The sequence below is a fragment of the Salinispora vitiensis genome (assembly GCF_000378825.1).
Lineage (GTDB): Bacteria > Actinomycetota > Actinomycetes > Mycobacteriales > Micromonosporaceae > Micromonospora > Micromonospora vitiensis.
Genome location: NZ_KB900388.1, coordinates 2,604,681 through 2,631,613 on the forward strand (window position 1 = coordinate 2,604,681; position 26,933 = coordinate 2,631,613).

Sequence of the window (26,933 nt, forward strand, 5' to 3'; positions counted from 1 at the left end):
GCCGGTCACCCCGCCTGTTGCCGGGCCCAGTCGGCGACCCGTCGCGCGCTCTCCTCCTCGGAGAGGTCCGCCACCCGGGTCAGGACCGACCACCGTACGCCGAACGGGTCCCGGATGCTGGCGAAGCGGTCACCCGAGACGAAGGTGGACGGGGCTTCCCGGATGACCGCGCCGGCCGCCTGGGCCCGTTCGACCACGGCGTCGACGTCCGGGCAGTAGTAGCCGATGGAGTAGCAGTCCTGCTCCCCTTCGGGGCCCGCGACGAGCCCATACTTGGGCATCGGCTCCCCGAGCTGCAGCAGCCCCTGGCCGAAGTCGAGGACGGCGTGGGCCACGACACCACCCAGCTCGGTCACGTCAACCACCCGCGCACCGAAAACTCTCTGGTAGAAATCGATGGCCCGGCGGGCGTCCGGGATGACCAGAAAGGGAGTCAGGCTGGTAGCTCCGTGCGGCGTGCCGTTCGTGGTGTGCGCGCCGTCGGCGGCTTGGTTCGGATCAGTCATAGGAGTTGACCATAGGTAGGCGCAGCACGCAGCGGCTTGAAGATTCGCGACAGGAATCCGAGCCGGGTACGGCGAACCGGCGGGGTGTCCTCTATCCGGCGCGGCTGCCCACGTTCGCCCGTCTTCCGGCACCAGATTCGGTGGCACAGCTAGTGCGCTGGTTCTGGATTCCAGAGTGGTGTCTCCCGGCCGGGCAGACCTCCCGACAGCAGCTGATCGCGTTTCCCGCCTGCAATCTCGTGGTCGAACCAGCCGGGGTCGGCCTCGCCGGGCCAACGACGGGCAGCTCGTACCGCGACCTCACCGGCACCGGTTGGGCGGTCGGAGCTCTGCTCCGGCCAGCGGCGGTGCCCCACTTCACCGGGGCACCGGCGGTGCTGCGGAACCGGTACCAGCTCCTGGACCTCCCGGTCCTGCGGGAGCGGGTGGGGCGAGCGATGCTCGGGCCGGACGATCCACCCACCCGGCACCGCCAGGCGGTGGACGCCTTCGCGGCGTGGCTTACCGGTACGGTGCCGCCACCGCGGCACGAGGCGCTGTTGGCCAACCGGATGGCCGATCTCATCGACGCCGATCCGGCGGTGCGCACCGTCGAGGATGTCGCCCGCCGCCTGTGCATCTCCGCCCGGTCGGTGCAGCGGCTCGCGGCCCGGTTCGTCGGGTTGCCGCCGGCAGTGATGATCCGCCGCCGTCGACTACAGGACGCCGCCCAACGCCTGCGGAATGATCCGGAGATGACGCTGGCCGATGTCGCTGCTGACCTCGGTTACAGCGACCAAGCCCACCTCGCGAACGAATTCCGGTCGGTGCTCGGCCTCACGCCGGGCGCGTACCGGAGTCGGGTCGGACCAACGGTCGGCTGATCCGCGAACCGCCGGCCATCGCGGGCGGCCGGGTCGAGCACCGGGGTGGCCGGGCTGGTCGTCGCGCTGGTCGGGGCCGGGCCGTCGCCGTTGAACGAACGGATAGGCCTCGATGTGCCGACAGGCCTTTTCAAGAACGGGGACACACGGGACACTGCCTTGCGCGGACGGCTCGCAAAGATCGGCGTAACGTGTGTCAACTAGCTGCGCCGTTTCTCCGGCGCGGTCGTTGGTGTGCGCATGACGTTGGCAAGCGGGTCCGGCCTGGTTGCCTACCGAACTTGATCCGCCGCCCATCCGGGGCCCGTCAGGGAGACGACTGGAATGACATCAACGGCAACGAGGCCGGGAGGACCGGGCGCACGTCCACGTGCCGCCATCGCGGCCCGAACGTTGCGTACCGACCGCTGGTGGGTGCAGCCCGTCGGCATCGCCGCGATCCTGCTCTTCTTCATCGTCTATTCGACAATTCGCGTCTTCATGGCGAAGTGGTACTACGTGGAGGACTACCACTACCTCACGCCGCTGTACTCGCCGTGTCTGACCGACTCGTGCCTACCTGGCTCGTCGCACTTCGGCACCCCGTTCGGCGAGTTCCCCTTCTTCCTCCCCCTCGGCATCGTCGCCTTCCCGATCGTCGCCGGATTCCGGGTGACCTGCTACTACTACCGCAAGGCGGGCTACCGCTCGTTGTGGGCGTCCCCGCCGGCCTGCGCGGTGACCGAGCCGCACCAGAAGTACACCGGGGAGACCCGGTTCCCGCTGTTCGTCATGAACTGGCACCGGTACTTCTTCTACCTGGCCTTCGTGGTCCTGCTGATCAACATCTACGACGCGATCCTCGCGTTCCGCGGGCCGGACGGGGCCTTCGGCGTCGGCCTGGGCACGCTGATCATTTTGGTCAACATCGTCGCGCTGGCCGGCTACACGCTCTCCTGCCACGCCTGCCGGCACGTGATGGGCGGACGACTGAAGCACTTCTCCCGGAACCCGGTGCGGTACCGCTTCTGGACGTTGGTCTCGAAGCTGAACGTCCGACACGGCACGTTCGCCATGGTGTCGCTGTTCACGGTGCTCTTCACCGACTTCTACATCATGGCCGTCTCCGCCGGCTGGTTCACCGACCTGCGGTTCATCAACTAGAGGGCCCCGACATGACCACTACCACGCGAATCGAACGACACCACTACGACGTCGTCGTGATCGGGGCCGGCGGCGCCGGGCTGCGGGCGGCGATCGAAGCCCGGCTGGCCGGCAAGAAGACCGCGATCATCTCGAAGTCGCTCTTCGGCAAGGCGCACACGGTGATGGCCGAGGGCGGCGCCGCCGCCGCGATGGGGAACGTGAACAGCCGGGACAGCTGGCCGGTGCACTTCCGCGACACCATGCGCGGCGGCAAGTTCCTGAACAACTTCCGCATGGCCGAGCTGCACGCGAAGGAGTCGCCGCAGCGAATCTGGGAGCTGGAGACCTACGGCGCCCTCTTCGACCGGACGAAGGACGGGAGGATCTCCCAGCGCAACTTCGGCGGGCACGAGTACCCGCGCCTCGCGCACGTGGGCGACCGCACCGGCCTGGAGCTGATCCGTACCCTCCAGCAGAAGATCGTCTCGCTCCAGCAGGAGGATCGGCGCGAGCACGGCTCGTACGACGCCCGGATCCGGGTATTCGCCGAGACCACCATCACCGAGCTGCTGCTCGACGGCGACCGGGTCGCCGGCGCCTTCGGCTACTACCGGGAGTCGGGCGAGTTCATCCTCTTCGAGGCGCCGGCCGTGGTGCTGGCCACCGGTGGGGTCGGCCGCTCGTACAAGGTCACCTCGAATTCCTGGGAGTACACCGGGGACGGCCACGCGCTGGCGCTGCGCGCCGGGGCGACGCTGATCAACATGGAGTTTCTCCAGTTCCACCCGACCGGCATGGTCTGGCCGCCCTCGGTGAAGGGCATCCTGGTCACCGAGTCGGTCCGCGGGGACGGCGGGATCCTGAAGAACTCCGAGGGCAAGCGGTTCATGTTCGACTACGTGCCGGATGTGTTCCGGAAGCAGTACGCGGACAGCGAGGCCGAGGCGGACCGCTGGTACGAGGACCCGGACCACAACCGGCGACCACCGGAGCTGCTGCCGCGCGACGAGGTGGCCCGGGCGATCAACAGCGAGGTCAAGGCGGGCCGGGGCACCCCTGCTGGCGGCGTCTACCTGGACATCGCCTCCCGGCTGCCGGCGGAGGAGATTCGCCGTCGCCTCCCGTCGATGTACCACCAGTTCAAGGAGCTGGCCGATGTCGACATCACCCGGGAGCCGATGGAGGTCGGTCCGACCTGTCACTACGTGATGGGCGGGGTGGAGGTCGACCCCGACTCCGGTGCGGCCTTCGGCCACGTCCGCGGGCTGTTCGCCGCGGGTGAGGTCTCCGGCGGCATGCACGGCTCCAACCGGCTCGGCGGTAACTCCTTGTCGGACCTGCTGGTCTTCGGCAAGCGGGCGGGCGGGCACGCCGCCTCGTACGCTGACGGATTGGCGTCTCGACCCCAGGTCCCGGTGCCGGCGGTGGAGACCGCGGTGGAGACGGCCCTGGCCCCGTTGCAGCGGGACACCGGCGAGAGCCCGTACGTCCTGCAGCAGGATCTCCAGGCGGTGATGGGCGAGCTGGTCGGCATCATTCGCCGGGAGGGCGAGCTGGTTGACGCGCTGGCCCGCCTCGGCGAGCTCCGCGAACGCGTGGCGAAGGTGAGCGCGGCGGGCGGCCGGCGCTACAACCCGGGCTGGCACCTCGCCCTGGATCTCCGCAACATGCTGGTGGTCTCCGAGTGCACCGCGAAGGCAGCGCTGGAGCGGCGGGAGTCGCGGGGCGGCCACACCCGCGAGGACCATCCGACGATGGACCCGGCCTGGCGACGGGTCAACCAGGTCTGCTCCCTGGAGGGCGACATCGTGCACCTGGACCGCAAGCCGCTACCGCGGATGCGGCCGGAGCTTTTCGCCCTCTTCGACCGCGCGGAGTTGGCCAAGTACCTGACCGACGAGGAGCTGGCGGAGTTCGACGCCCTCACCGAGGAGGAGCGCTGAGGAATGGGAACTGAGAAGAGCCAGGCGGCCGGCGCACCGGCCACGAAGCGACAGTTCCGCATCTGGCGGGGCGACGAGACCGGCGGCGACCTGAAGGAATACCTGGTCGAGGTGAAAGAGGGCGAGGTCGTCCTCGACATCATCCACCGACTGCAGAGCACCGAGGCGCCGGACCTCGCCTGCCGCTGGAACTGCAAGGCCGGCAAGTGCGGCTCCTGCTCGGTGGAGATCAACGGCAAACCGAAGCTGGCCTGCATGACCCGGATGTCGACCTTCACCGCGGACGAGACGATCTCGGTCACGCCGCTACGGACGTTCCCGATCGTTCGGGACCTGGTCACCGATGTCTCGTTCAACTACGAGAAGGCCCGGGAGACACCGGCCTTCGCACCGCCCCCCGGTGTCACCCCAGGCGACTACCGGATGCAGCAGGTGGACGTCGAGCGCTCGCAGGAGTTCCGCAAGTGCATCGAGTGCTTCCTCTGCCAGACGGTCTGTCACGTGATCCGGGACCATGAGGAGAACAAGCCCGCCTTCGCCGGGCCGCGGTACTTCATTCGCGCGGCCGAGTTGGACATGCACCCGCTGGACGCGCGGGACGACCGCAAGGAGTACGCGCAGGCCGAACAGGGCTTGGGCTACTGCAACATCACCAAGTGCTGCACCGAGGTCTGCCCGGAGCACATCAAGATCACGGATAACGGGATTATCCCCATGAAGGAGCGGGTAGTCGACCGGAAGTATGATCCTCTTGTTTGGCTCGGTAACAAGATCTTCCGGAGGGGTCAGGTGCCTCAGACCAGCGTGACCAGCGAGCACTCTCCGGGCGCCGTGCGCGCCCCCGCCGCCGGCCCGCCCGGGTTCCACTCACACGCGGGAGCCTCGCACGACCCGAAGGCCGAGGCGCAGGCGCAGGCGGGTGTCAACTGGCACCGCGAGGTGCCGAAGCCGACCGCCCCGACACTTGACGAGTCCGGCAAGCTGCCTCTGACCGAGCTCACCTTCGACCGGCCGGCCGCACCGTCGCCGTTCGGCGAGGACGTGAGTTTCCCGCTGCCGCCGGAGCACCTGAACTACGCCCACCCGGAGCAGGACAAACACTGAACACGGGAGCGACGACGACAGGGCCGGCGGCAAACTCCGCCGGCCCTGTCCGTTTTCGGGTCGCCCTTCCGGTTCTGCGGCGGGTCAACCAGTGGCCAGCAGTGGGCGGAGCGCGGCGACAATCGGGGCATCGGCGGGTAGCCAGGTGACGCTGTCCAGCTCGGCGGCGGAGAGCCAACGCAGCGCCGAGTGTTCCAACGCCTGCGGCTGGTCGCCGGGGAGCAGCCGGGCCAGATACACCTTCAGCACCGAGCGCCCGTGGGCCATCCGCACACTCCGACCGACCCGCTCGCCGATCTCCACCCGGACAGCCAGCTCCTCGGCGCACTCGCGCCGTAGCGCCGCGGTCTCGGTCTCCCCGGGCTCCACCTTGCCGCCGGGGAACTCCCACCGGCCCGCAACCTCCGGGGGGGCAGACCGTGCGCAGGCCAGCACCCGGCCGTTCTGGATGATTGCCGCGCCGACGACCACCTTCGGCGCGGGTCGCTCGACCCGGCCGCCATCGCTTGCCTGTTCAGTTCGCACGACCGTCCAGCGTGCCAGATCAATCGTCGGTTTGGGTACCGTGACCAACCCATCAGGCCAGGAAGACCCAGAAGTGTGGCCGTGGACACAGCTCCCACCAAGGGACAGACTTAGGCCACCGAACAGGCACGGAAGAGCGACGTTTAGGCTACAAGACCGCAACGATGCCGGGAGGTGTGGTGGTACGCATGCCGTTCGGGCGGGGTAAGCACAACTATCTCAACGATGCGCTGACTCTGCTGCCCGGTTGGACCCGGGAGGGCGAGGGGATCCGACGGACGCTCCCCATCGACGACTCACAGCACGCGGCCCTCACCGAGCGGGTGAAGGTGGTCGCCGACGCGCTGCACCTTCGCCCCGACATCAGCCGCTACGCCGACCAGACCGAGATACGGGTCGGCCACGAGACCGTGCCGCTGACCGAGGGCGAGGTCCTACTGGCCGCCCGCATCGAGGACGCGTACCGCGCCGTCACCGAGCCCTGAGGCCACGACCATGGGCCACCAGTAACCGCCGAGCCACACCGCAGGTCATTCGTCAAGCTTCGATGTGCTTTCCCCGCCTACGCTGAGGCCATGGCGAACGCGACGTACGACCGCAAAGAGCAGTTCCAGCAGATCCAGAGCGGGCTGCTCGAGGGCGAGCAGATCATCGCCGTCTACGACGCCGTCGGCACCGGTACCGGCTTCATCGGCGTGACCGACCGGCGCGTGATCATTCAGGACCGCTCGTTCATCGGCAAACGCTACGCGATCACCAGCATCCCGTACGGGAAGATCACCAGCGTGAGCGTGGTCAGCAACAAGTCGTGGGGCGGCTCGTTCTTCTCCACCGGCGCCATCGCCATTCACATCGGTACGCACACCTACGAGGTAGAGTTCCGCGGCTCCCAGAAGAGCCACCACGTACACAACGTGATCCTGCACTACATCAGCTGACCCGCCGCGATCCGGAGGCCGGACCACCCCGGCCGCCAAGCCGCGCCGCCGGAGCGGACCTGGCCGGTGGGGCGGACCTGGCCGATGCGGCGGGCCCGAGCGATGGGCTCGCCGATCCGGGCCAGGCCAGCACACTGCGGGCCTGGGCCGGCACTCGACTACGGACTCCGGTGCGCTCCGATGGTCGCGTGGAGGGCCGTGCCCACCCCAAGCAGAACGACGGCAGCCACCATGGGTGGCGCGGCGTCGAGCGGCGCGAGATCCCACAGCAGCAGGTTCACCCCGTCGTCCCCGTTCTGGGTGAACTGCCCGGCCACCAGCGCACGAACGATCACGAGCCCGCAGGCCAGCGCGGTGCCGGCCCACACCTGGACGATCAACCCTATTCCGAGGGCGATCATGAATGACCGGATGGCGGGCAGCGGCCCGGGGAGGCCCTCGACCATGGAGAACGGCCGCAGAAGCAGCACCACCGCGCCGAGAACGCCGTACGCCGCCACAGTGAAGGCTCGGACGCCGACCAGACCGGGATGGCGTCGTTCGAGGAACCCCACCCCACTTCCGAGGCCCAGCAGCGCACCGACAGCCAGGACGGCTGGAAGAAACGTGAAATCGTCGCTCAGCGGAAAGGGCCAATCAGCCGATTCGAGCCGCTGCCACAGGTAACAGGCAGCCACCACGGCGCCAGCGGCCAGGTAGCCGACGAGTCCGTGCACGCGAAGCCACAGGAGCGGCAGCGGTACGCCATCGCGGATACGTGAAGTCGTCATGGCGCGGTCAGCACGCCGAGGCGGCGGCGTAGCGGCCACGCCAGGCAGCGAGGTCGTCAACCGGGCCCGCGAGCGCGGCCGTAAACAATTCTTGGTACAGGTCATGCAGCTCCGGATAGGCGGTGAACAATTCCTCCCGTGGTGTGCCGCAGCGTTCCATGTTCACGTGGCGCCACTGGCCGGCGAGTTGTTGGACCAACTCCTCGTCTTTCATGAACCCGGTATCAATGTGAATTACTCCGTTGCCGCCTCGGAAAATGTCCGGGTTGCCGGCCGGCGCGCTCATGCCGAACTCCTCGTACTGCTGCACATCCCCGGGTACGACTCCGCTGACCTGCTTAGCTGTCTCGACCATGCGGACGACATCGTCCAGATGCCGCCGGTGGTCATCCCAGAGGCAGACCCGTGGCTGCTGCCCACCGCACACCTGATGTTGCGCTGCCGAAAACCGGGTCATCGGCTCCCCTCCGACGTCGGACAGCGCCAGCCCGATCGGGATCCCGGCGGCCCCCACCACGGCGACGCCGACAGCCGCCATGCCGACCCGACGCCAGTGCATCGGACTCGTCACGCCCCACCCGAAACCGGCGGCGACCAGCGTGAACATGGCGATCAGCGCAGCAACCCAGACCAGCTTCAGGACCAACACGTCCACCCTCGGTTCACCCCACAGCGGACCAGCTCCGTAGTAGAGAAAGAGGTGGCGAACATTGTCCGGCGCATCGAAACCCGTCACCATCAGGACCAGGCCGCCGATTAGCACAAGCAACGGAGTGATCGGCTTCGGCCAGAGCAAGCCGACGACCGTGCCGACCACCAATGCCAAGACGATGCCCGCCACACCGAGCACAACATTGCCCACGCCGAGCCGGCTTCCGGGTTCCACTGCCGCTGATACCGCTACCGCGCCCACCACCAGAAACAGGTAGCCAGCCAACACCCACAGCCCAATAGCGGCTGCCCGGAACAGGACCAAGTGCCACGCGGGTCTACTCGAGAGCGGATCAAGGGCCGCGGTACGGCGGCGGTTACGGGAAGGAAACGCAGCCGCGGCGATACCCGCGCAAACAGCGGCCAGGACAGGCGTGATCTGCTGAATGGCCCCCGTGGTCAGCAACGGGGACCCGAACCAGAAACGACGAGACGGCAGCAGTAGCAGCGCGCCGAGAACAAACACTCCCGCCATCAGCGCCGGACCGACCCAACGGGGGTAACCCAACCTACTCACGCCGACACCCCAGCCTTCGTGGCAAGCTGCAGATAGCCCGACTCGATCGCACTCATGCCTTCGGTCGCAGCACTCGCATCGCCAGCATTGGCCAGCTCCGCCGGCGACCCGTCGAAGACCACCCGACCCTGCAGGAAAACCAGCACCGAGTCACAGGTGTGCAGCACATCGTCCACGATGTGCGTGCTGATCAGAACAAGCCGCGACCGCGCCGACTCCCGGAGTTGACTACGCAGACTGACTCGCTGCGCCGGGTCAAGCCCGACGGTCGGCTCGTCCAGGATGACCACTTCCGGGTCGTGCACAATCGCCTGGGCCACACCAACACGCTGCAGCGTTCCACCGGAAAGGGTACGCAGCTTGGCCTTCGCATATTCCTGCAGGTCGAGTCGCTCGATGGCCGTCGCGACAGCGGCCGGGGTCCGGTTCCGCGGAAATTCGCGAAGCCAGGCGGCGTAGCGAAGGAAGTCCGTGACTGTGAGCCCGCCAGGGTAGGGGAAATTCTGCGGCTGGAATCCCACCCTGCGTCGCATACGGCGCACCGACTTTACGTCAGCCACCCGCTCCCCACCCAAACTGATCGACCCGGAGGTGGGTGGTTTCAACAGCGCCAGGGTGTTGAGCAGCGTCGTCTTACCCGCACCGTTCGGACCGAGAAGCCCCACTATCCCCGGGGAGAAATCATGGGTGAAGTCGTGCACCACCTGCTTCCGACCGTAGCCCTGACACAGGTTATTCGCCATCAAGCTCGTCACGTAATCGTCTCCGCTAGGGATCTGGAGCCGTGCCCGAGCAGGACCGCCGGGCGTGGCTCCGCGCCGTACCACTAGATTTCAAGATGAGTCGCCGGTCGGCAGCCGATGCGGGAGCGCTGAGCGCCAGCACAGCTCCACCCGTCACCGCAAGGGTTACCAGAGCCGACGTAGCGGGCTTCCGCACCGCACCCTACGGGCTCAGAACAGGACACCTTTGACAAATAGATCACCGAGGGTGAACGGTAGCAACCTGCCCGGCCAGCTTCAACACCTGAGCAAGCAGGGAAACACGCTCTGCAACAGCCTTTATCCCGGCTTCAGCTACCCAAGTGGCCGGGTCCACCCCAGATCAGCCAAAGCGCCCGCCTGAGCAGGATGTCGCCATCGTTTGGTGAGCGCACCCAAGCCCGAGCATCAGCCCACCTTCCGTAACGGAGGGTGTTGTGCACTAGAGCACCTCGCGCGAACAGGCCGCAGCCGCTGGCCTCACGTTCCGGGTCAGGAGGCCGCCGCGGGCCTACCGGTGGGGTCGCCGCCGCTGGCACCGCGGCCGGGGCGGCGGGTCAGGACCTGCGGGCCCGTGGCGGTGATGGCGACCGTGTGTTCGGAGTGGGCGGTACGGGAGCCGTCGGCGGAGCGGATCGTCCAGCCATCCTCGTCAAACCTGATCTTGTCGGTGGAGGCGCAGAACCAGGGCTCGATGGCGATGGTGAGGCCGGGCTGCAGCTTCAGGCCGCGACGGGCACGGGCGTTGTTGGCCACGTGCGGGGCCTCGTGCATGGTGCGGCCGACGCCGTGCCCACCGAACTCGCCGTTGACCTGGTAGCCATAGGAGGCGGCGACCTGACCGATCGCTGCGGAGATGTCGCCGAGCCGGCCCCCGGGCTGGGCGGCGGCGATGCCGGCGTCGAGGGCGACCTCGGTGGCCTCGATCAGCTTCAGGTCAGCCGGGGCGGGGGCGCCCACGATGAGGGAAACCGCGGAGTCGGCGACCCAGCCCTGGATGCTGACCGCCATGTCGATGCTGAGCAGGTCACCGTCGCGGAGGAGATAGTCGTGCGGCAGGCCGTGCAGCACCGCGTCGTTGACCGACAGGCACAGGACGTTACGGAAGGGGCCGCGGCCGAAGGACGGAGCATAGTCCCAGTAGCAGGACTCGGCGCCGCGTTGCGCGATTCGACGGCGGGCGTGGTGTTCGAGCTCCATCAGGTTCACGCCGACCGCGGCTACCTCGCTCAGTTCGGCGAGCAGCTCGCCGACGAACCGGCCGGTAACCGACATCTGCCCGATCTCCTCGGCGGACTTCAGCTCGATCACGACGCCTCCCGAGCAGCGGTATTTTAATACCGTATTTTTATACCACCTCAGGGGGAGAACGCCGGGAGCTATCCTGCCGGCATGGTTCGCCAACCCCTGACCGCCGAACAGATCGCCGCGGGTCAGCGCCTCGGGGTCGCCCTCCGGGCCGCGCGGGCCGACCGCAGCCTCGTCGAGGTGGCCCTAGCGGCCGGCATCTCCCCCGAAACCCTGCGCAAGATCGAGTCGGGTCGCCTGCCCGCACCGGCGTTCGGCACCGTGGTCTGCCTCAGTCGCGCCCTCGACACCCCCCTAGCCGAGCTGGCTGACGCCTGGCTCACCAACCCGTCCATCCGACAGGCATCCTGACCGACAGGCATCCTGACCAACAGCGGCGAGGCCGACCCCCTGCCAACCAGCCCGGCGGCCACCTCCAAGCGCCGGAGCCGTCGGTCAAGCGCCGACACCAATCCGTTGCGGCAGCCCCAGGAGCACACACGCCCCCACCACCGGCAACCCAGAGCACACCCCGCGGGGACTCCTGCATCGACACAACTCGAACCCGTGATCGGACCCTCGCCCGCCACGCGAACCTTCGAAGCTACCGCAACGGCCCAGGGATCGGCGCGCAAAGCCGGACAGACTCCACCTTCGGGTGACACGAGCCGTTTCGCAGAATTAAGGCTCAGAGTTTGCAAGACTGTGAACGATCATCAGATTTGGTCTGAAGTAGTCGCCCATTCGGTTGCGAATTCGTGATGCCCATCTGCGCATCATTCGAAGGAGGCTTCATGGCCCGCTTGATCCGATCCCTCTGTGCCTCCCTCTGCGCTGTGGTGATCTTACTTACCGTCCCCTCGTACACCACTGCGAGGTCACCATCTTCCGGGGGGCCAGGAGGAGGGGCCAGCAGTCAGGCAACCGACGTTTATGACGTTACGCGCCGTTATGTGACCAAGTTCTACCCTCGATGGTTCACCCACCAGCAACAACTCATCCTGGTCCCCAACCTACTTTTCGGACCAGACCGGATGTCCCCAATATTTCGCTCCGTCGTAGCGCCCAATGACGACACGCTGTACACCTCTGCGCTCATCGGCGTGCGAAACGAGCCAGCGGTCCTGGAAATTCCGGACACCATGGCAACTTACGGCGTACTCATCACAGACGTCTACGGGAACATCATCAAGACGGATATCTCGACAACCTCTGGGGGGCGCTACGCCTTTACCGGACCCGGCTGGAGCGGAACCCTTCCACCAGAATTGACCGAAATCCCGCTTCCGGTGACGAACCCGCTAATGATCATCCGAGTCAACAGATTCTCACCCGACGGGGAGAACCAGATCGCGCTGGCCGAAGAGTTCCGGCGATCCCTCCGCATGGGCCCCCTGCTGGCGTACGAGCGGGGCGTACTGGCAGAGACCCTGATTGTCCCGGTGTCTTTCTGGGCTCGCTCGTTCAAGCTCGATGCGGACCGGATGATCAAAGATAACCCACTTCGCTTCCTGCGAGAACTCCAGCGGGGGGTGATGGATATCCGGACACCACCTCTCACCGGTGACAACAGGGCCCTTGCGGAAGAGTTCGATCGGCTGTTCGCTACCGGGATGTTCGAGGACGAATTCGCACGAGCGACCCAGGACGCGCAGGCCGACATCATCTCGAACTATCTTGACAACACCGATCAGAACAACTGGATCAACTTCCGGAACATCGGCTTCTGGGGAACCAACTACCTCGACCGATCCTCGATTACCCAATTCTGCCAGTACTGCAATGACATCGAGAGTTCAGCATACTACGACGTCTTCAAAGACAGCAATGATCAACAACTGAACGGCGCCTCCGGTGGATATGTCCTCACGTTCGAAAGAGACCAGATTCCCCAGGCCCGCGAGTTTTGGTCCGTTACCTCCTACATATCCGAAACAATTACCCTGCATCGCAACCCGGAGGACAAGTACGTCGTAGCAGGCTATACGCCCGGGCTCGAGACCAACGAGGACGGCTCGATCAGCATCTACGCAACACCAACTCCGCCACCCGGAGTGAGTACCGCCAACTGGCTACCCGTACCCGATGGGCCCTTCAGCATGATGCTCCGCGTCTACGGCCCGGAGGGGAGTGTGGCCGCGGGAACGTACGTCCCACCGGCGGTCCGTGAAATCAATCAATCTGGACGGAACGGAGGCAGTCCCCGCGGGAAGGGTTGAGCCTCCCTCGTAACTAGTACGCACCGCTCACCTCCACGAAGTTGCCGTGTTGGGGGCGGGAACCGGGAAAGCGCCCTCCGGGCCGGACTGACGGGACCCCTGTCGAGTTCACGGCAGTCCACCGGGGGGCGTTTCTGGGGATCCGGCAATGAGAACTCCGTCCTCGACCAGGCCAGCCGCCCCGATCAGCCTCCGGACCGGCCCAACCCGCGCAGCGCTCGACGGGACACGAGGTCCGCCTGACGGGTCGGCTCAGGAATTCGATAGCGCGGACACAAGCTCAGAGTTATGTCGCACGCCTGATCAAGGCCAATTCGGTGGCCAACCGAAACGAAGACGGGCTTGACCCCATCCCGCGTACGTAGCGCACGCCCAAGCGTCTCCCCACCCTCCTTCAACGGCGATCCGGCGCCACGGCGAAGGCCTGGGTACGCAAAATCGGCGGTGAAGGAGGTCTTGGCGACCCCGAACGTTGGCAGCCCAGTCAACACACCGACATGGCAGGCCAGGCCGAAGCGCCTCGGATGTGCGACGCCGTAGCCGTCACAGACCAACACCTCCGGCTCATCCGCCAACCCCTGGAGCGCCTCCAACAGAATCGGCGCCTCCCGAAACGCCAGCAGGCCAGGGACGTACGGAAAAGTGACCTCCCCGACCACGGTCGCCACATCTGTCACCGCCAACGACTCCAGCTCGATCACCACAGCCGCCGCACATACCCGGTTTGTGGATTTCTCGTAGGACACGTCGAGCCCCACCACCGACTCCGGGAAGGAGGTCAGTCGGGTCGACAGGTCAACCTGACGCCGAAGCTGTCGCTGAACTTGCTCAGCATCCTCTTCACTCCAGGGCACAGCTGAGGCTATCCAGGAACCGGGCGACGCTCGCGCGCGCCTGCCGACGGGTCGCCCACTCCACCTGCCAACACGGGTACAGCACCAACCGCGACCACCACGCCAGACAGCCGACACACATGCCGTCGTGCCCCCGAAGGTGCACCGTGAGGATCGTCCGCTCCAACTCGCCGCTCACCACTCCCCCTCCACTGGCCAGTGGCCGCGATTAATCGGGATCTGATGTCGCGCACGGCACGGTAATTCTCCGCCACATCGGCAGATCCACCGCCACCGTCGCCAGCACCAGACCGAACGATGCCGACGCGCCAGGGTCAGCGCGACCGCCAAGACGTACGCGTCATAAGGGACCCGCCGCTCCACAGACATCAAAACCTCTGCCTGCTGCCTGTTGCCGACTGCTGATGCGCGCCTCGCGTCTGGTCCAACAGGCGCTGTCGCGCGGCTTCCTGTTCCATTTCCTGGATGCGCTGGCCGACACCGGAGCCAGCCGGTGCCGACACGAGGTATCGACTGACGATTCGACGCAGAAAGCCAATTGCCACGGCCATAGGTCCGCCCCTCAATCCTGAAAGCGCGGAGGGACATCTGCCCATGTATCTCGTTCCGCGCCCGGTGTGGTCAGGTCCAGCGTCCCGCCGGGCACGTCATCGATCCAGCAGCTAAGTGTCCGCTAACCAGGTTTGCTGTCCGCTGGTAGTCGGCGTCCCGGGGCGTACTCCACGCACAGGTCACGCAAGGTCGCGGCCTCCGGTGCCCCCGACTGTTCCACCTTTGTCAACAGTTCCGCAGCTCGCCACCAGTTCGACGGCACCACCCGCCCGGACGCCACAGCCTGCACCCCTAGAGCGACCGCCTCGTCGGGCTGACCGGCGGCGACCAGGGCAAGGCCAAGATCGAGACGAGCTGACGCGGACCGGCGAGGCCGCGCTCCCCCAGTTCCGTGCGGGTCCAAGTCAGCCAGCACCGCCCGCGCTACCTGCTCGGCACCGGGGTCCCCCGCCCACGCCAACGTCGTGGCCGTATAGGCGGCAGCCTTGGCCGGGTCATAACGATAGTGGTGCTCGGCCCGCTCCGGAACGGGCAGATTCGCCGTCAACCGCTCCACCCGGTCCAACGCTCGACGGGTCGCACCGACCTCGCCCATCCGGGCCCACGCGCGCGCCTCCTGAGCGGTCGCCTGGATGCGAGCAGAGCTGCCCTTCGGGGCAACCCGCTGAGCTTGATTGGAAAGATCGAGCGCCCTCCGGTAGTCACCTTGAGTCAGCACGTCCCAGGCCCGGGTTTCCAGGCACCATGCCTGAATCTCACCGTGCTCGGCATGTTCGGCAAGGTCCCGCGCAGCTCGCAGGTGGGCAGCCGCAGCGACCCGCTGCCGAAGGTCAATGTGAACGGTCGCCCGCAGCACCGCCAACCAGGCACCAGCAACCAACAACCGCCGTTGTTGAGCAAGCGTGACCCGTCCATCCAGTAGCCGCCGCACAACGGCGAGGTGCCGCCGTACCAGCGGCAACAGGTCCGCCGGAGCCAATGTCGGATAGGAACTGGCCAGGTCGTCAACGCCCTGCTCGATCCGGTCGAGCACCTCTCCACTCACATCGCTGGCGGCGACTCTCGCCCGGAGTTCGCCGGCCTCCGCCGCATGGTCGATCGGCGCGTCAACCAGGCGAGCCAGCACGCCTCCCGCGCCGAGAATCCGGTCCAGGTGGCGCGCCGTGTCGGGCGTCGGAGCCTTGAATCCTGCCTCCAGCTCCTGCAGATGGCTCTTACTCCGATGAGCGAGCTGCCCGAGGGATCGAAACGACAGACCACGCCGCTCCCGGAACTCACGCAGTGCTACCCCGAAGCGCGGATCGACGGACGAGGCCATAACGCCACTCCAAGCTCAACAGGCCCGGCGCGAACTCACCCAGCCAGCCATCACGTTGACGGTACCCCGAACGTCATGAATCGCTATCCCTCGACACGTCACCGGCCGCATCGATGCCACCCTCCACCCCGATGCTGTCCCCTACAGCTCCCCGCGGGCCGCACGCCGAGTGGGTCACTGAGGGCCGCGGCGCAGATCAGTCACTTCGGCGGACGGGGTAAAGCCGGCCGACGCATAGGTGGCCATAGCACCGGCGTTGGAGCTCTGCACGCACACGCCCGCGCTGGAGGCACCCAGGTCGCGAAGGGTCGCGGCGGCGGCGAGCGTGACCGCGGTGCCGTAGCCACGGCCACGGTGACCATGGTGGACGCCGATCGGTTCCAGCAGTCCCGGCCGCCCGGGGCCGGCTGACCACACGGCCGCCACCGCCACGGCATCGTCGTTCTCGTCGAATAGGGCGAGGCTACGTGCGTCACCGTAGAACGGGCCACCGGCCATCGTGAGCCAACGCCCGACCGTACGGCGTCGGTCGGCATCAGTGCGGACCGAGCCACGGAATGCGGACCAGTGGACGGCGACCCACACCTCGGCGCGATCGGGCTCGATCGTCTCGACGCGCAGACCGCGCTCCTCCACCGGATCCGAGAGGGTTCGATGGAACGTTGTCCACGGCTCGTCCCGTTCCCAACCCCGCTCCAGCAGCAGCTGGGTCAGGAGCTCCGCACCCCGGGCTTCAACGGTCACGCCACCGTCGCCGGCCAGGACACCACCTGCCGGGTCGTCCAGATCGGCGGTGAGCCGGCGGGCCAGTGCCGCATCCTCGCACCGGTGCGGAGCGACCGCCAGGCGCACCAGCCCCCGGCCGTCCAGCAGCCCGATCGCGAGAACTTCCCCGTCGCACGACCACATCCGAATCGCAGCGGCGGTAGCCTCGGCACCGTTTTGCGAGTGCCAGCCGAGATCGCCGGAGTGCAGCTGCAGCGCTCCCTCGTCGAGCTGCCACCGCTTGAGCACGTCGGCCGCTGATGACAGCTCGTCGACCTTCGGAGTGCTCACAATGATGCTCATCGACGCATCCAATCCCACGAATCGTCCTGGCACCAGCAGGTTTCGCCGGTAGCCGCTCGGTGGGTCCGGTGGCCGGTGGGGCTGGCCCACCGGCCACCGGACCGCGGTCAGTCGCGTCGCTCCCCCACCCGGTACGTGACCAGGTTCGGGTCGGCTTGGAGCTGGCGCTGCGTGAATTTGATGGTGTCCCAGCCCTTCTCCGAGTACAGCCGGGTCTGATCGGCGTACCAGGGGGAGTTCGGGTTGGCCGACTGCGAGTAGGTGAGGATCTGCCGGCCCGACGGCCCGTCCCTACCCAGCTCGACGGCCATCAAGAACGAGGTGCCTTGGGAAATCTTGGAATAGCCGACGCCGGGCTCAAACCCACCTTCGATCAGGTTGAAGACGCCGGCGACGTCACGTCCACCGTGGATCGGAATCTGTTCGGCGCCACGCGGCTCGGTCTGGATGTCGCCGAGCCGGGCGTCGAGCGGAATGCCGTCCAGCTTCTGGACGGCATTCGCGAGCGCGGTCCGCACCTCCGGGTCGTCGACGGCGAGCCGGCTCGGTGTGGTCAGCGGGGCGGTCGGGTCGAACGGGTCGGCGAAGCGCAGGCCCTTGGCCAGGGCGAACTCGGTGAACAGGTGTGCGCCTCGGCTGTCCAGATCGACCCGCAGATCCCACCCGCGCAGGGCGGCGCAAGCCGCGGTCAGGTCGACGGTGGCGCCGTCGGAGGTGGTCGCCGTCGGCTCCGCCTCGCAGCTCCGGACCAGGTCGTCGCGGACCAGTTCACCGCCGTAGGCCCGGTTGCCGAGGGCCACGTCCCACAGGTTGCTGGTGGTGAAGCCCCTCCCGGGAAGTCCATCGGTGCCGGTGCGGCGCTGCTGCACCTGGTGCACGCCGAGCCGGGTCCGCAGGCTGCGCTGGGTCTGCTCGTCGCCGACGATGCGCGGGTAGCCCTCCAGCGGATGCTCCGGATTGGCCAGCCAGTAGCTGTCGTTGGAGTTGGCCACGTAGTCACCGCGGACCAGGGCGGGCAGGTTGGCCGGGCCGAGGATGCCGGGCACCGCGGCATCCGGATCCCGGCCCAACTCGCACGAGGAACGGGACCCGTCGAGGACCGCCTCGCCCTCGCTCTCGTACCAGTCCTGGAAGGGGGCCGGAATGCAGGCGGCGGCCAGCGAGTCGGTCACCCGGGGCACGACCGAATGGTCGGCGTAAAGGGCCTGGCCGCGACGGTCAACGGCGACGACGTTGACCCAGGGCAGGAACTGCCGCTCGTCCAACACCGTCCGCAGCTCGCCCACCGACCCGGCCTGCCCCATGGCCAGCCAGCCGTCGAGTGCGCGGTTGTTGGTGGCGTTGGCGTCCGTGATCGCGTACGCCGTGGTGGTGGTCCATTCGAACTGACCGGGCACCACGACGACCGGGCCGAAGTGGGTGTCGTAGAGGGTCCGGCTGACCGGCCCGTCGGGAGTCTGGACGGTGACCGTGCGGGCGGTCATCTTCCGGGGCTCGCCGTCGTAGCGGTAGCTGGTCGGGTCACCGGGCACCAGCTCCAGCCGGTGCCAGACGAATCTCTTGGCGACGGAGACGGTGTGGCTCCAGGCGACCTGGCCGTTGTGGCCGATCTCGATGATTGGGCCACCGACCCCGGCAGCGCCCTCGACGTCGTAGCGGCCGGGCACCTTGAGACGCATCCGGTAGAAGCGGTCGGCGCCGTCCCACGGAAAGTGCGGGTTGGCCAGCAGCATGCCGGCGCCGCTGGTGGTGGCGTCCCGCCCCAAGCCGTACGCGTTGCTGCCCAACCCAGTGGGCATGCCCTCAGAGCCGGCGACCACTGCCGCCTGCGGGGCGCTCGGCGGCACGCTGTTTCTGCTGGCGGTGGGGGGCGCAGCGGCGACTATGCCGCCGGCAAGAGCACCAGAGCTGGTCAGGACCATCTGGGCCCAGTGCGCCCGCCACATGTCCAGTTCGCTGATCGGGCGTACCCACTCCTTCCCGGCACAGGCCGGGTCGGTGATCGCCTTCCCGTCCCGGAGGTACGCGTTGTAGCCGGCGGCGAAGCCACGAATCTGGTCGCGCACCTGTGTGGAGGGTGCCCGGACGCCGTCGTGGGGACCATCGAGCAACTTCTCGGCAGCCTGGTCGTCGATGGCCTTCTGATGGAAGAGGTCGCTGCTGACGTTGTCGGTGTCCGCGCCGAACCAGCGGGACCGTTCGGCGCGAACCGTCACCATCCGCTCGGCGATCAGGCAGATGTTGTCCTCGGCTTGCACGTAGCCCGCACCGAAGCCGAGGCTGGCGAAGTCACGGGCGGTGATGTGCGGCACGCCGTACGACGCGCGCTGGATCAGGGCCGAGTAGCCATCGCCGTACGCGACAGCGGTGCTGCCGGTGACGGTGAGGCCGGCGGCGGCCAGTCCGACGACGGTGGCCGCGGCGGCGAGCCGGCGCCGGCTCATCGGTGGGCTCTCTTCACGGTGCGTCCTCCCACGTAGTGCTTTGTCCATGCTCGACGGACGCTAGCGGTGGGGACCGCACCAGACATCAGTAGCTGACCATGAGCTTTCGTCAGGGTTCACCCCGAGGGGCCGCTCGACGATGATGACCAGATGGACGACCTCAGCATCCGCGACCGGGTCCCCGTCGACCTGCGAAGCTGCATCTCAGTCCTCGCGGAGGTGCACCGGCGGGACCGCTACCCGCTGAACTGGCCCGCCGACCCATACCGGTGGTTGTCCCCCGACAACACCCGCCACGCCTGGATCGCCGAGCGCGGAAACATCGTCGTCGGCCACGTCGCCGTCCATTGCCCCGTCGCCACAACCGACCCCGTCGCTGCGACCGGCCCTGGCTCCGCGACCGGCCCTGTCACTGCGACCGGCCCTGGTGGCTCCGCGACCGTGGCCGAGGTCAGCCGGCTGTTCGTCGCGCCGGCCGCCCGTCGCCACAACACCGCGACCAAGCTCCTGCACCACGCCCGCCAGTGGGCCGCCGAGCACCAACTCGACCTCACGCTGGAGATCGTTGACGAACCCGGGTCAGCCGCCGCAATCGCCCTGTACGAGCGCACCGGCTGGCGACACACCCACACCGCAACCGCCGACTGGACCAGCCCCGGCGGCCGACCCGTACGGCTGCGCCGCTACACCCTCCGCGAAACACCGGACCGGGGCGTCGGACCCTTCGGGCGATCCGGTCCTCGACGAGGGCGCGGCCCCGCCGATCGGGCCGGCGGTCGGTAGGTGAGCCGGCGTAGCAGCACCTCGGCCGGGCCACGGACGGAGAGCCGGTCCATCAACAGCGCGCTGAGAACGCCGACGACCCAGACACCGACCGCCACCGCAGAGTTCACCGCGATGCCGAAGTTGTCACCCAGCCCAAAAAAGTCCGGATCGAAGAGGACGAGGAACAGCAGGGATTGGCTCAGATACAGAGTCAAGGAGCGTTGCCCGCTCACCGACAGTGCCTTTACCAGCGGGCCTGGAGACTGCCGCACGGCAGCCGCGAGTAGCGCAAAAAGGGCCAGATAACCTGCTGCGGCGGCATACCCGCCCGCCAGGTGAAGCGTTCCCGCGACCGCACTGATACCGAGTGCCGGGTCAGTCCATATTGATGCCGCCATCAGCGCCGAGGGCACCCCCGCAAGGATGCCGACCGCCAGTCCGGCAACCGCGACCAGGCCCAGTAGCCGTTTCCGCTCCGGCCCCCAGGCCAAGACTGACCTACGCCCCGCATAGACACCGAACAGCACCGCCGGCATCAGGCCGAACAGGCGAATCGCCCCCACGGCCCACTCACCTACCCTCGCCTGCAACGCCCCGAGGGCTTCACCGCCGAATATCGTCGGCGTCGCCGTGACCACCTCCGCTTGGCCAAGCGCCTCCGCGGGCAGCCCGCGGAGGGCACCGGACAGCAGGGCGAGCGCCGTCAGCGACAGGGCCACGGTCACTGAGCCGCACCACGAGCCCGGCGAAGAGGAGGGCACACAACCCGTAGAGCGCAACGATGTCCGCCGTGAACAACAGCATGCCGTGCACGAACCCGATGGCCACCAACCAGATGCCACGTCGACGCAACAGCCGAGTGGAACGCCCCGCTTCTACCGAACCCCGGTTCTGTAGAAGCTGCGTGAGACCATAGCCGAACAACGCGGCGAAAAGCGGAAAGGCCCGGCCGTCAACCAAGACCATCCGCACCACGGTGAAAACGCTGTCGAGCACAGATTGCTCGAACGGCAACCACACCGTTCACCTCAGGTTCCTACTCGAACGAGGGAGATGTCGATGTCAGTCACGCTATCGGCCACCACTTCGGATGGCACTGAAGCCAACCACCGTACCGCCGGTAGGGATAACCCATCCACGGTCACGATGACGCAACGTGCAGTTGACGAAATGTGCCAGGTTCTTGTCGGCTATGCGCCCGCCTCTCCGGACGCCTCCTGACAGAACGAGGCTGGTTCACCTACCGTCGCCCCATGGAGGGGGATCTTCGCCGGCTTGGGCCTGATGCTCTGTGCAGGGTTTGCCTGCCTCTTCCTCGTCGCTGTCGTAGGGCTGCTCGCAGCCGGGTGGAGACCAAGGGCTGACGGGCCACTCTCGGATTCGGGAAGCGGGCCCTGGCCCCGAAGTAGGGCTACGGGTGCTCCGAGCTGCGCGGGCACCAGAGCCAGAACGGCCGCCACGAGCCGTTACTCTCCCCCACCGCCCCCGCCGCCCCCGCTGTCGCCGCCCCCGCTGGCACTGTCATCGCCACTCCGGCGACCGCTCCCGGCGACCCACCATCCGTCGGAGTAGGCGCTGCCCCCCAGCCCTTCCAATCGCTTGACCCGCACTTTGCGCACCACCACTATTCCGAGCACGGTAGCTAACAGAGCGGCCAACACGAACAGAACCTCGAACATACGGCCAAGGTACGGCGGCGAACCGGGGCACCGCAATCGACGCCGACAAGCTGGAATGCCTCGTCCAAGCCGTCGAATACCGCCACCAGGGCAGCAACAACGTCCAACGCCCCGGTTCCGGCCTGATCCGAGGTCAGCGAGCCCACTGGGGTGCATCTCGGTTCGGTTCGGCTGGCATGGTTGCTGTCCTTCGCTGCTGTAACTCCGGCGGGTGTCGGGTCCAGCCGAGAAAGCGGTGGTGCAACGCGCCGGCCGGTGTCCAGGGCATGTCTTCGGCGGCTTGGACAAGGTGGGAGCCAAGGTAGAGCGCCAGCGACACCGGAGCGCCGACAAATTGCGCCCGCAACTCCTGCTTCCGTGTGGTGCAGGGCCAGGGCAAACCACAGCCTCCGCAGTTCCAGACGGGCATGACCGGGCCGTGGGTGGTCACCGCACACCGCCGAGAAACCGGGCGACGCTCGCGCGGGCCTGTCGGCTGGTCAGCCATTCCACCTGCCAACACGGGTACGGGACCAGGCGTGACCACCACGCACGGTAGCCGGCGCACAGACCGTCCACCCCTGGCCGATGCGCGAGCAGGATCCGTCTCTCGACGTCGTTGGTCACTGCTCTTCCTTAGCCGGCCAGTGCCGGCGGTTGATCGGGATACGGTGGCGGCTCCGACAAGGCAGATCGGCCCCACAACGGCACAGCCACCTCCATTTGCGCCACGACCACGCCGGCCGATGTCGCCGTACCAGGGTCATCGCGACGGCGATCAGGTACTGGTCGTAGGACACTCGTCGCCTCGGTGACGTCCTGTCCCGCATTACTGGCTCCCTCCACCGGGCAGCACCCCATGTCCGGCCCCGAGCCACGGGACCAGATCTGGAACGTTCGGTAACTACGACGCTACGATCACAACGACGGCGGTGGGACTCACCCGAAGTACGAGTGAGCAGGCCACATGTCCGCCACAGCGTTAATTTCACGGCGGAAACGTTGACCACCGGTCAACGGAGGGATGACGCATGGCAGGTCGCGGACGATCAGCACCACAACGCGGCGAGGTGACCGGCTACCTTCTCAAACTGATCCGGGAGTCCATCCCGCTGACGCAGGAGCAACTCGCCGCCGACCTGGGCGTGGACCGCGTGACCGTACAGAGCTGGGAGTCCGGACGACGGCCATTCGCGGCGGTGCCGCTCGGGCAGGCAATCGCCGTCCGGCGCAGACTCGGAAGGCTCGGAGCGAACGTGACCCTGCTAGCCGCTCTCGACGATGCCGCCGAGGCAGACTTCATCCTCACTGCGGTCCTCAACGAGCAGGTGGACCGCATCGACATCGCCGAACAGCCGCTCGGCTGGTCCGTCCTCACCCACCGACTGACCGACCTGATCCTCTGGGCTGTTCTCGGGCAGACACCGACCTTCGCCAGAGGACTAACCGTCACCCATGCCCGCCGGGGTCCGGTGGCATCGGGGCCGACGCTGCCCACCGACGAGCAACGCTTGTTCTTCGCCCGGCTGCACGTGCTCGCTGAACGCGCAGCCGCCGGTCGCGACCCGAACGTTCTGCTGCACCGGCAAGCTTGCTTCCTCGCGGGCATGGACCCCACCAAGACCACGGCCGCATGGCTCGCCCAGACCAGCACCCGCGCCCGCCGGGCGATCACGTTCCGCACCTGGTCACCGCTGTGGCCCGACGCCCGCTCCGTGGTCACGTCCCTGGCCAACCAGGGCGACCCGGAACCGTTGCGGGACTTCCTCGCCCACGCGCATCCGGACGATGCCTGCCAGCGAGCAGCCCTCAACTACTCGGCCTACTGGGTCGGGGAGATCCCGTACCGCCAGTGCGACGACTCCTTCATGCCGGCACCGCTCGCAGACTGGCACGGCTCGGTCCTCTTACGGCACCTGGTCCAGCGCCTCAACCCAACGCATCCCTTTATCGATCTCAACATTCACAACATCTGGGCGCTGCTCGCCGTGCGACGCGGCCTCACTATCGACAACCCCGATCAGGGCCGCATGCTCCTTGAGCGCAGAACCCGCATCCTGGACAGCGACCGCACCTGTCCACAGTCCCGACAGGAACTAACCTCTATCGTCTACAGCCTGCGCGCAGACGGAATCAAAAGCACAGGGACGGACCGATGACCGATGACCACAACGCCGACGCCGACGGAGCCATGAGCTTCATCTTCGAAGCCGGCGTCCTCAAGCGCGCCGCCCGCACCGGCTGGTGGTTCGCCGGTGTCAAGCAGCCCGAGTCCATCGCCGACCACTCGTTCCGCACCGCGCTGATCGGTTTGATGCTCGCTGCCATGGAAGGCGCTGACCCGGCCCGGGTGTCGATGCTGTGCGTCCTGCACGACACCCAGGAAACCCGGATCACCGACATCCCCCACATCGCCAAGCGCTACCTCACCGCCGCACCCAACACCACCGTCACCGCCGACCAGGTCGCCGCCGGCCCACCAGCCGTCGCTAACCTCATCACCGCCGCCGTCGCCGAGTACGAAGCGGGCGAGACACTCGAGGCCATCGTCGCCCGCGACGCCGACAAGCTGGAATGCCTCGTCCAAGCCGTCGAATACCGCCACCAGGGCAGCAACAACGTCCAACGCTGGATCGACAGCTCACGCGCGGCACTCAAGACCACCAGCGCCCACCGGCTCGCCGACGCCGCCCTCAACGGACAACCCCTCGCCTGGCTCACCCCTGCCCCACCACCGGAGCAGCCCTCAGACACCAGGCCCTGACCTACCACTGAGGCCCATCACCTCAGGCGAATAGAGCCATCGCTCGAAAGGTCTGTGCAGGGTGCCGGGCGGAGGTCCTTCGCGTTCACGACCTCGGGTAACTGTCCGGCCGCTGCCGGCTGTCCATGTCGCGGCTTGTTCCTGTCAGCATTGCTGCCGGGCTCTCGCCACCGACGGTGTGCGAGGCTTGGGAGCCCCGCAGTCGGCGGGACTCCCCGGACTCGGCCCGACTCGAACGGGCTGCCACCCTCTCCATGTTGCGGGCGCGGTCATCCGGAGCCACCACGCCTTGAGCGAGGACAGCCGGATTCAACCAGGTGAAGTACTCACACGGCAACGCTTAATTCAGACGTTGAAGCGGAACTCCACCACGTCGCCGTCCTGCATGATGTAGTCCTTGCCCTCGATGCGGACCTTGCCCACCGCCTTCGCGGCGCTCATCGAGCCGGCCTCGAGCAGGTCGTCATAGGAGACGACCTCCGCCTTGATGAAGCCACGCTGGAAGTCGGTGTGGATGACCCCGGCGGCCTCCGGTGCGCTCGCACCGACCGGCACGGTCCAGGCCCGCGCCTCCTTGGGGCCGGCGGTCAGGTACGTCTGGAGCCCCAGCGTGCGGAAGCCGACCCGGACGAGCTGGTCCAGCCCGGGCTCGGCCTGCCCGATCGACTCCAGTAGCTCGCGGGCCTCCTCCTCGGGCAGGTCCACCAGCTCCGATTCGATCTTCGCGTCCATGAAGACGGCCTCGGCGGGGGCGACTAGGGCCCGCAGCTCGTCGAGGAACTCGGCGTTGGCCAGTTCGGCCTCGTCGACGTTGAAGACGTACAGGAAGGGCTTGGTGGTCAGCAGGTGCAGCTCGCGCAGGTGTTCCAGCGCGACACCGGCGGCAGCAGCGCCCGCGTACAGGGTGGTGCCGTTGTCGAGCACCTCCACGGCGGCCTTGGCGGCGGTCACCGCGGCGGCCCGGTCCTTGCGGAGCTTGGCCTCCTTCTCCAGCCGGGGAATCGCCCGCTCCAGCGTCTGCAGGTCGGCGAGGATCAGCTCCGTGTTGATCGTCTCGATGTCGTCCGCCGGGGCGATCTTGCCGTCGACGTGCACGACGTTCGGGTCGGAGAAGGCCCGGACGACCTGGCAGATCGCGGCGGCGTCCCGGATGTTGGCGAGGAACGCGTTGCCCCGCCCCTGGCCCTTCGAGGCGCCGCGGACCAGCCCGGCGATGTCGACGAACGACACCGGCGCGGGGATCACCTTCTGCGACTCGAAGATCTCGGCGAGCTTGCCCAGCCGCTCGTCCGGCAGGCCGACCACACCGACGTTGGGCTCGATGGTGGCGAAGGGGTAGTTCGCCGCGAGCACGTCATTCTTGGTCAGCGCGTTGAAGAGGGTGCTCTTGCCGACGTTGGGCAGGCCGACGATGCCGATGGTGAGACTCACGACGAGCCAGCTTACGCCGCCGCCAGTTGGCCACCGGCACCTGGCCAACGATTCCTGTCGCCGGCTCAGTCCAGCAGGCGTGGGCCGATGGGTGTCTCCCGGATGCCGCCGTCCGGCCCGCGACTGACCTCGTACGCCGACGCACCCGGCCGGTCCGTGACCGCCTCGACCAGCCGCTCGCCCCGGTAGAGCAGACCGACGCCGTCGTCGGTGCAGTGGCTGGTGGGCAGGGTGCCGTCGCCGACCAGCCGGTGCATCAACGGGCGCCGCTGGTCTTCACTGTCGTAGTGCACCCCGTTGCCGTACGGCAGCCAGCCCAACCCGTCGGTGAAGCCGCGCAGGGTGGTCCCGAAGCTGTCGGTGGCGCCGCCGGAGTGCCAGCAGATCGAGCCGGCGGACACCCCGCCGAGCACGACCCCGGCCTCCCAGCACTCCCGCAGGATCTCGCCGAGGCCGTGCACCCGCCACACCGCCACCAGATTGGCCACGCTGCCGCCGCCAACCCAGATCACGTCCTGCGCCCGCAGGTGAGCCCGCACATCCTCGACGTTGGGCATCGGGAACAGCGCCAGGTGGGACATCCGGAACCGGCTGCCGGCGAAGCCCTCGTAGACCCGGGTCAGCATGGCCGGCTGGTCCCCCTGGGCCTGGTCGAGGAAGCAGATCCGCGGCTCCACCGCGCGGGCCAGGTCGGCGGCCAGGTCGAAGACCGGGTTGATCCGCCGGGGCTGGCCGGCGCCTGCCGGCGCGAAGATGCCCATGCTGGTGGCGAGGATGGTGGGTTCGGTGGCGGTCACGGTTGTCCTTTCC

General features: G+C 67.5%; 26 protein-coding genes and 2 pseudogenes. 12 read left to right on the top strand and 16 right to left on the bottom strand.

Annotated elements, in window-relative coordinates; translation table 11 throughout:
* Window positions 1-5: 5 nt before the first annotated feature.
* Window positions 6-506: a VOC family protein gene (locus tag SALPAC2_RS0112040; protein WP_018216908.1), complete on the bottom strand. Its 501-nt coding sequence runs from the start codon at window positions 504-506 to the stop codon at window positions 6-8.
* Between the two features lie 104 nt (window positions 507-610).
* On the opposite strand from SALPAC2_RS0112040, the gene SALPAC2_RS0112045 reads away from it, so the two are divergent.
* The 4 genes from SALPAC2_RS0112045 to SALPAC2_RS0112060 all read left to right on the top strand — a co-directional run bounded on the left by SALPAC2_RS0112045 (window position 611) and on the right by SALPAC2_RS0112060 (window position 5,541).
* The gene (locus SALPAC2_RS0112045) at window positions 611-1,369 is read left to right on the top strand and encodes a helix-turn-helix domain-containing protein (protein WP_397540875.1); all 759 of its coding nucleotides are present in this window, start codon (window positions 611-613) and stop codon (window positions 1,367-1,369) included.
* A 324-nt stretch (window positions 1,370-1,693) separates the two neighbouring features.
* Entirely contained in the window at window positions 1,694-2,512 is an 819-nt protein-coding gene (locus tag SALPAC2_RS0112050; RefSeq protein ID WP_033661880.1) for a hypothetical protein, read from the top strand.
* Between the two features lie 11 nt (window positions 2,513-2,523).
* Window positions 2,524-4,437: a fumarate reductase/succinate dehydrogenase flavoprotein subunit gene (locus tag SALPAC2_RS0112055; protein WP_018216911.1), complete on the top strand. Its 1,914-nt coding sequence runs from the start codon at window positions 2,524-2,526 to the stop codon at window positions 4,435-4,437.
* Window positions 4,438-4,440: 3 nt separating this feature from the next.
* A complete protein-coding gene (locus SALPAC2_RS0112060; RefSeq protein WP_018216912.1) occupies window positions 4,441-5,541 on the top strand; it encodes a succinate dehydrogenase/fumarate reductase iron-sulfur subunit in 1,101 nt (366 codons plus the stop codon).
* A gap of 84 nt (window positions 5,542-5,625) precedes the next feature.
* Here the strand turns inward: SALPAC2_RS0112060 and SALPAC2_RS0112065 are convergent, their stop codons facing one another.
* Window positions 5,626-6,066: a (deoxy)nucleoside triphosphate pyrophosphohydrolase gene (locus SALPAC2_RS0112065; RefSeq protein ID WP_033661892.1), complete on the bottom strand. Its 441-nt coding sequence runs from the start codon at window positions 6,064-6,066 to the stop codon at window positions 5,626-5,628.
* A 188-nt stretch (window positions 6,067-6,254) separates the two neighbouring features.
* Between SALPAC2_RS0112065 and SALPAC2_RS0112070 the strand changes: the two genes are divergently transcribed.
* Window positions 6,255-6,551 (top strand): 4a-hydroxytetrahydrobiopterin dehydratase, encoded by a 297-nt coding sequence (locus SALPAC2_RS0112070; protein ID WP_018216914.1) that lies wholly within the window; start codon window positions 6,255-6,257, stop codon window positions 6,549-6,551.
* Between the two features lie 90 nt (window positions 6,552-6,641).
* Window positions 6,642-7,004 (top strand): PH domain-containing protein, encoded by a 363-nt coding sequence (locus SALPAC2_RS0112075; protein ID WP_018216915.1) that lies wholly within the window; start codon window positions 6,642-6,644, stop codon window positions 7,002-7,004.
* A gap of 158 nt (window positions 7,005-7,162) precedes the next feature.
* On the opposite strand, the gene SALPAC2_RS0112080 is transcribed toward SALPAC2_RS0112075, so the two are convergent.
* The 4 genes from SALPAC2_RS0112080 to map form a co-directional block, all read right to left on the bottom strand.
* Window positions 7,163-7,813 (bottom strand): hypothetical protein, encoded by a 651-nt coding sequence (locus tag SALPAC2_RS0112080; RefSeq protein ID WP_026184665.1) that lies wholly within the window; start codon window positions 7,811-7,813, stop codon window positions 7,163-7,165.
* Entirely contained in the window at window positions 7,782-9,002 is a 1,221-nt protein-coding gene (locus tag SALPAC2_RS0112085) for a hypothetical protein (protein ID WP_223874894.1), read from the bottom strand. The genes SALPAC2_RS0112080 and SALPAC2_RS0112085 overlap by 32 nt, the downstream gene beginning before the upstream one ends.
* Window positions 8,999-9,745: an ATP-binding cassette domain-containing protein gene (locus tag SALPAC2_RS0112090; RefSeq protein ID WP_018216918.1), complete on the bottom strand. Its 747-nt coding sequence runs from the start codon at window positions 9,743-9,745 to the stop codon at window positions 8,999-9,001. The genes SALPAC2_RS0112085 and SALPAC2_RS0112090 overlap by 4 nt, the downstream gene beginning before the upstream one ends.
* Before the next feature lie 510 nt (window positions 9,746-10,255).
* Window positions 10,256-11,074 (bottom strand): type I methionyl aminopeptidase, encoded by an 819-nt coding sequence (map, locus tag SALPAC2_RS0112095; RefSeq protein WP_018216919.1) that lies wholly within the window; start codon window positions 11,072-11,074, stop codon window positions 10,256-10,258.
* Window positions 11,075-11,155: 81 nt separating this feature from the next.
* Between map and SALPAC2_RS0112100 the strand changes: the two genes are divergently transcribed.
* The gene (locus tag SALPAC2_RS0112100) at window positions 11,156-11,422 is read left to right on the top strand and encodes a helix-turn-helix domain-containing protein (protein ID WP_018216920.1); all 267 of its coding nucleotides are present in this window, start codon (window positions 11,156-11,158) and stop codon (window positions 11,420-11,422) included.
* A gap of 581 nt (window positions 11,423-12,003) precedes the next feature.
* Window positions 12,004-13,269: a DUF1214 domain-containing protein gene (locus SALPAC2_RS0112105; RefSeq protein WP_080636912.1), complete on the top strand. Its 1,266-nt coding sequence runs from the start codon at window positions 12,004-12,006 to the stop codon at window positions 13,267-13,269.
* A 185-nt stretch (window positions 13,270-13,454) separates the two neighbouring features.
* On the opposite strand, the gene SALPAC2_RS0112110 is transcribed toward SALPAC2_RS0112105, so the two are convergent.
* From SALPAC2_RS0112110 to SALPAC2_RS0112130, 5 genes and pseudogenes are all read right to left on the bottom strand, one after another.
* On the bottom strand, window positions 13,455-14,123 hold the full coding sequence (locus tag SALPAC2_RS0112110) for an endonuclease V (protein WP_018216922.1): 669 nt from the start codon (window positions 14,121-14,123) through the stop codon (window positions 13,455-13,457).
* Window positions 14,110-14,463, bottom strand: a pseudogene (locus SALPAC2_RS28320) (hypothetical protein); the annotation flags it as partial. The pseudogene SALPAC2_RS28320 and the gene SALPAC2_RS0112110, both read right to left, overlap by 14 nt.
* A 333-nt stretch (window positions 14,464-14,796) precedes the next feature.
* Complete coding sequence (locus SALPAC2_RS0112120) at window positions 14,797-15,993, bottom strand: helix-turn-helix domain-containing protein (RefSeq protein ID WP_018216924.1); 1,197 nt, start codon at window positions 15,991-15,993, stop codon at window positions 14,797-14,799.
* A gap of 174 nt (window positions 15,994-16,167) precedes the next feature.
* Complete coding sequence (locus SALPAC2_RS0112125; protein WP_018216925.1) at window positions 16,168-17,061, bottom strand: GNAT family N-acetyltransferase; 894 nt, start codon at window positions 17,059-17,061, stop codon at window positions 16,168-16,170.
* Window positions 17,062-17,168: 107 nt separating this feature from the next.
* Window positions 17,169-19,505, bottom strand: coding sequence for an acylase (locus SALPAC2_RS0112130; RefSeq protein WP_018216926.1), 2,337 nt, complete (start codon window positions 19,503-19,505; stop codon window positions 17,169-17,171).
* 150 nt (window positions 19,506-19,655) lie between these two features.
* On the opposite strand from SALPAC2_RS0112130, the gene SALPAC2_RS24725 reads away from it, so the two are divergent.
* Window positions 19,656-20,288, top strand: a complete 633-nt coding sequence (locus SALPAC2_RS24725; protein WP_018216927.1) for a GNAT family N-acetyltransferase — start codon at window positions 19,656-19,658, stop codon at window positions 20,286-20,288.
* Here SALPAC2_RS24725 and SALPAC2_RS24730 read toward each other — a convergent pair.
* On the bottom strand, window positions 20,189-20,995 hold the full coding sequence (locus SALPAC2_RS24730) for a DUF418 domain-containing protein (protein WP_223874189.1): 807 nt from the start codon (window positions 20,993-20,995) through the stop codon (window positions 20,189-20,191). The genes SALPAC2_RS24725 and SALPAC2_RS24730 overlap by 100 nt on opposite strands.
* Window positions 20,996-21,981: 986 nt before the next feature.
* Between SALPAC2_RS24730 and SALPAC2_RS28610 the strand changes: the two are divergent.
* Window positions 21,982-22,059: pseudogene (locus tag SALPAC2_RS28610) on the top strand (HD domain-containing protein); the annotation flags it as partial.
* A gap of 23 nt (window positions 22,060-22,082) precedes the next feature.
* On the opposite strand, the gene SALPAC2_RS28325 reads toward SALPAC2_RS28610, so the two are convergent.
* Window positions 22,083-22,379, bottom strand: coding sequence for a hypothetical protein (locus SALPAC2_RS28325; RefSeq protein WP_026184670.1), 297 nt, complete (start codon window positions 22,377-22,379; stop codon window positions 22,083-22,085).
* A complete protein-coding gene (locus SALPAC2_RS28480; protein ID WP_018216928.1) occupies window positions 22,376-22,555 on the bottom strand; it encodes a hypothetical protein in 180 nt (59 codons plus the stop codon). The genes SALPAC2_RS28325 and SALPAC2_RS28480 overlap by 4 nt, the downstream gene beginning before the upstream one ends.
* Window positions 22,556-22,959: 404 nt before the next feature.
* On the opposite strand from SALPAC2_RS28480, the gene SALPAC2_RS0112160 reads away from it, so the two are divergent.
* Window positions 22,960-24,087, top strand: a complete 1,128-nt coding sequence (locus SALPAC2_RS0112160) for a helix-turn-helix domain-containing protein (protein ID WP_026184671.1) — start codon at window positions 22,960-22,962, stop codon at window positions 24,085-24,087.
* Window positions 24,084-24,692: an HD domain-containing protein gene (locus SALPAC2_RS0112165; protein ID WP_018216930.1), complete on the top strand. Its 609-nt coding sequence runs from the start codon at window positions 24,084-24,086 to the stop codon at window positions 24,690-24,692. The genes SALPAC2_RS0112160 and SALPAC2_RS0112165 overlap by 4 nt, the downstream gene beginning before the upstream one ends.
* Before the next feature lie 345 nt (window positions 24,693-25,037).
* Here the strand turns inward: SALPAC2_RS0112165 and ychF are convergent, their stop codons facing one another.
* Complete coding sequence (ychF, locus tag SALPAC2_RS0112170; protein ID WP_018216931.1) at window positions 25,038-26,123, bottom strand: redox-regulated ATPase YchF; 1,086 nt, start codon at window positions 26,121-26,123, stop codon at window positions 25,038-25,040.
* Between the two features lie 65 nt (window positions 26,124-26,188).
* Entirely contained in the window at window positions 26,189-26,920 is a 732-nt protein-coding gene (locus SALPAC2_RS0112175) for a Type 1 glutamine amidotransferase-like domain-containing protein (RefSeq protein WP_018216932.1), read from the bottom strand.
* Window positions 26,921-26,933: the final 13 nt, after the last annotated feature.